Annotated in this window: 5 protein-coding genes; all 5 read left to right on the top strand. The window is 32.5% G+C overall.

Annotated features, from left to right (window positions below; translation table 11 throughout):
* Positions 1-116 precede the first annotated feature (116 nt).
* The 5 genes from QZL64_RS02335 to QZL64_RS02315 all read left to right on the top strand — a co-directional run bounded on the left by QZL64_RS02335 (position 117) and on the right by QZL64_RS02315 (position 2817).
* The gene (locus QZL64_RS02335; RefSeq protein ID WP_021840436.1) at positions 117-503 is read left to right on the top strand and encodes a hypothetical protein; all 387 of its coding nucleotides are present in this window, start codon (positions 117-119) and stop codon (positions 501-503) included.
* Between the two features lie 89 nt (positions 504-592).
* Complete coding sequence (locus QZL64_RS02330) at positions 593-1189, top strand: phage holin family protein (RefSeq protein WP_296309199.1); 597 nt, start codon at positions 593-595, stop codon at positions 1187-1189.
* The gene (locus QZL64_RS02325; protein ID WP_021840434.1) at positions 1186-1794 is read left to right on the top strand and encodes a hypothetical protein; all 609 of its coding nucleotides are present in this window, start codon (positions 1186-1188) and stop codon (positions 1792-1794) included. The genes QZL64_RS02330 and QZL64_RS02325 overlap by 4 nt, the downstream gene beginning before the upstream one ends.
* Before the next feature lie 53 nt (positions 1795-1847).
* Positions 1848-2036 (top strand): hypothetical protein, encoded by a 189-nt coding sequence (locus QZL64_RS02320; RefSeq protein WP_296309197.1) that lies wholly within the window; start codon positions 1848-1850, stop codon positions 2034-2036.
* A gap of 361 nt (positions 2037-2397) precedes the next feature.
* Entirely contained in the window at positions 2398-2817 is a 420-nt protein-coding gene (locus QZL64_RS02315) for a hypothetical protein (protein WP_296309194.1), read from the top strand.
* Positions 2818-2819 lie beyond the last annotated feature (2 nt).

Raw genomic sequence — 2819 nt, 5'->3', positions numbered from 1 at the left:
CCTCGCTTATGTGAGTGCTGGTGATCCCCCTTCTGGTGCATATCGTCGTGTTGGGTCTCGCCTTTGCTTTTTCCCAAAATATAAATCAGCTGAAATAACTACAACTACAGAATAATATGAATAGAACATACAGTGATAAAATACCCAGTACAATAGAAAGAGATAGTAATGGTTACTATTTATATAGATGGGATATACAAACGGAACAAAGAGATGAATATATTGGTTATTCTTATTATGAAGTGATTGTATGGCCTACATTAACTGCTAATAAGATATTAGAAACATGTATTAATGAACTATGGGGTACAGATGTTGAAGCAAAGAAATTGAATGACTACAATGCTGCCTTATTGGGGATATTAGATGAAAGTTATATAGACATATATAAAGATTTCCTACAAAAGAGAAAGCAATTAAAAGAGCAAGTAGATTCAGATTTTGTTGCTTATGAACAAATACAAGAGGAATTAAATAGTGGACAAATAACCGCTATTACTTAGGATAGTGTCAATTTATAAATAAAGAACTTTTAAACCTTATTGACGTTTACTAAATAAACTGTCAAAAGATATCAGAACGCTAGCTAATCTTGTATTGGTTAGCGTTTTGTTTTTCAATCATCTTCTTTCAAATTATTGTAATGTTACAAAGACTAAATAATATTATATTAACGGCTCAAAGTGTAGCTACAGTGAATTACTTTAAAGAATTAGTTAATGACGGACCGATTAAATTTGTTGCCTGTTTACTATCTGGTGCAATGGGTTGGTTATCTACATTCTTTGCTCCAATATGGACAGTAATAGTTGTAGTGTGTGTATTTATACTTATAGATGCAATTCTTGGCACCAAAGTATCAATTACTCATGGTGGTAAGTTTGAATCTAGAAGATTGTGGTCTACTTTAAAGAAATTCGGAAACTGTGCAATGATAATTTCTTGTTGTCATCTTATGGGCACAGAAATAGTAAAGTCAATTGACATGCATTTAGTAGAAGGATTTTCAGGAATTGTTTGTGGAGTTGAGTTGTGGTCAATGATCGAAAATCTCCAAGCAATTGATCCTACTGGACCGTGGAAGATCTTCAGTAAGTTTATACGTAGCAAAGGAGAAAAGTATTTGGATATTACAATAGAAAAAGATGATTTACCAAAGATAAAGAAACTTGTAAAAAAGATAAAATGATATTTTCCAAAGTAAAGATAGCTATTGCTGTTATTTTTAGTTTACTATTGTTTAATAATGTCAGACTTGCTAAGAAAGTAAATGACTTAGATAAACAAGTAGGGATTGCAATGAATAATGCTCAAGTATGGGAAAATATTGCAAATCAAAATAGAAATGAAGCAAGGTTATTGGAATTGACAGTAAATGATTTTAAAAATTCTAACGATAGTCTAATAAAGGTCGCCAGGGATCAACAAAAGAAGCTAAAGATCAAAGATAAGCAACTACGTCAAGTAGCATCCACTGAGACCGTAATTAGAGACACCACAGTAAGAATAATCCCTTCAAAAGAAAAGGATTTCTGTGTAGAGCTAAAACCAAATCAATTGACAACCATCACGGTGGCTAGAAAAGATAGCGTGTTCACACATACTATGGAAATACTAAATCATCAAGATTTATTTGTATACGAAGATAAAGTCTATAGAAGACGTTATAAGAATTGGTTTCAAAGATTAATTCACTTCGATTTTAAAAAAGATAAAATCAGTAAATATCAAATCATAAACTCTAATGATTTAATTCAAGTATTAGATACTAGAGTAATACATATATCAGAATAATTGCAATACATTTCAATTTAGTGTTAATCAATAAATAAATTGAAACTATGCATTTGAACAAATTATTAGAACAAATTAAACGCCATCAATCCCCTACAGAAGCTATAGATAAGTTGGCAACAGCTTTAGAGAAGCATGAAGGTAGCCTGTTGGAGAAAGGCTTCACTATTTTAAAGTCAGAATTGGCTGCAAATATGTATGAAGCTATTAATGGCCCTCATTTACTCGCAATATACCTTTAGTAAATGCTTCAAGTGAACCAATTACTGGTTCACAAGTTAGTGCTGGGAACAGATACATTGCATATTTTAATAAATGTGATAATGTAATACAGCTGATGAATTATACTCCTGCACCAGCTGCCTAAATATTAATCAAGATATATGGGCAGCTATGAGAGTTGCCCATATTCTTTAAATTTATAAAGATATGACATTCTCTCAGTTAACGTCGGGTACTAGAATACACGTACTCGAGATAACAGGTACTTTTAAAAAGAACACAACGTACAGTTTAGGAACGGTAGTCAGTGTATCAAAACCCTATGACGAACCAGTGCCACCGACACAATTTCCGATGCCTATGCAAAATAGACGTAAGCTCGTGGATCTAGTGATTTCGTGTGATGGTGAACAAAGAAAACTGTCAGTATCTGAAGATAAAACAATGATGACCGATTCAAATATTGGTCTTACTATAGCCACAGAAAAATCACAAATTGTTAACATGGTTAGACAATCTCTAGAAGATTGCAGAATCAAGAAAGAGAGCCTGAGTAAGATCGATGAGGAGATGAGGAGATGTGAAGACATCTTAAAAATACTTAATATAAATTCGGACATAACAACCAATGTGACAAAAGATTTCAAAGAACTTGATGACTTAAAAGCTGAAGTGAAAGAGCTTAAACAACTTTTACAAAACGTATCTGCTGTTCGTCCGGAAGTAATAAAGAACACTCCACCCAATTCTGCTGAAGACAAAAAAGTAGGACCAGAAGGAGAAATAAAAAAAGAAATCTAAAA

The sequence above is a fragment of the Veillonella sp. CAG:933 genome (assembly GCF_000431435.1).
GTDB lineage: Bacteria > Bacillota > Negativicutes > Veillonellales > Veillonellaceae > Veillonella_A.
Note: the sequence above shows the minus strand (reverse complement) of the source record. Positions and strands in the feature narration are given on the sequence as shown.

Bases quoted from the DNA above. Each gene is read 5' to 3' on its own strand.
- QZL64_RS02335 (WP_021840436.1), top strand. From the start codon at position 117: ATGAATAGAACATACAGTGATAAAATACCCAGTACAATAGAAAGAGAT.
- QZL64_RS02325 (WP_021840434.1), top strand. From the start codon at position 1,186: ATGATATTTTCCAAAGTAAAGATAGCTATTGCTGTTATTTTTAGTTTA.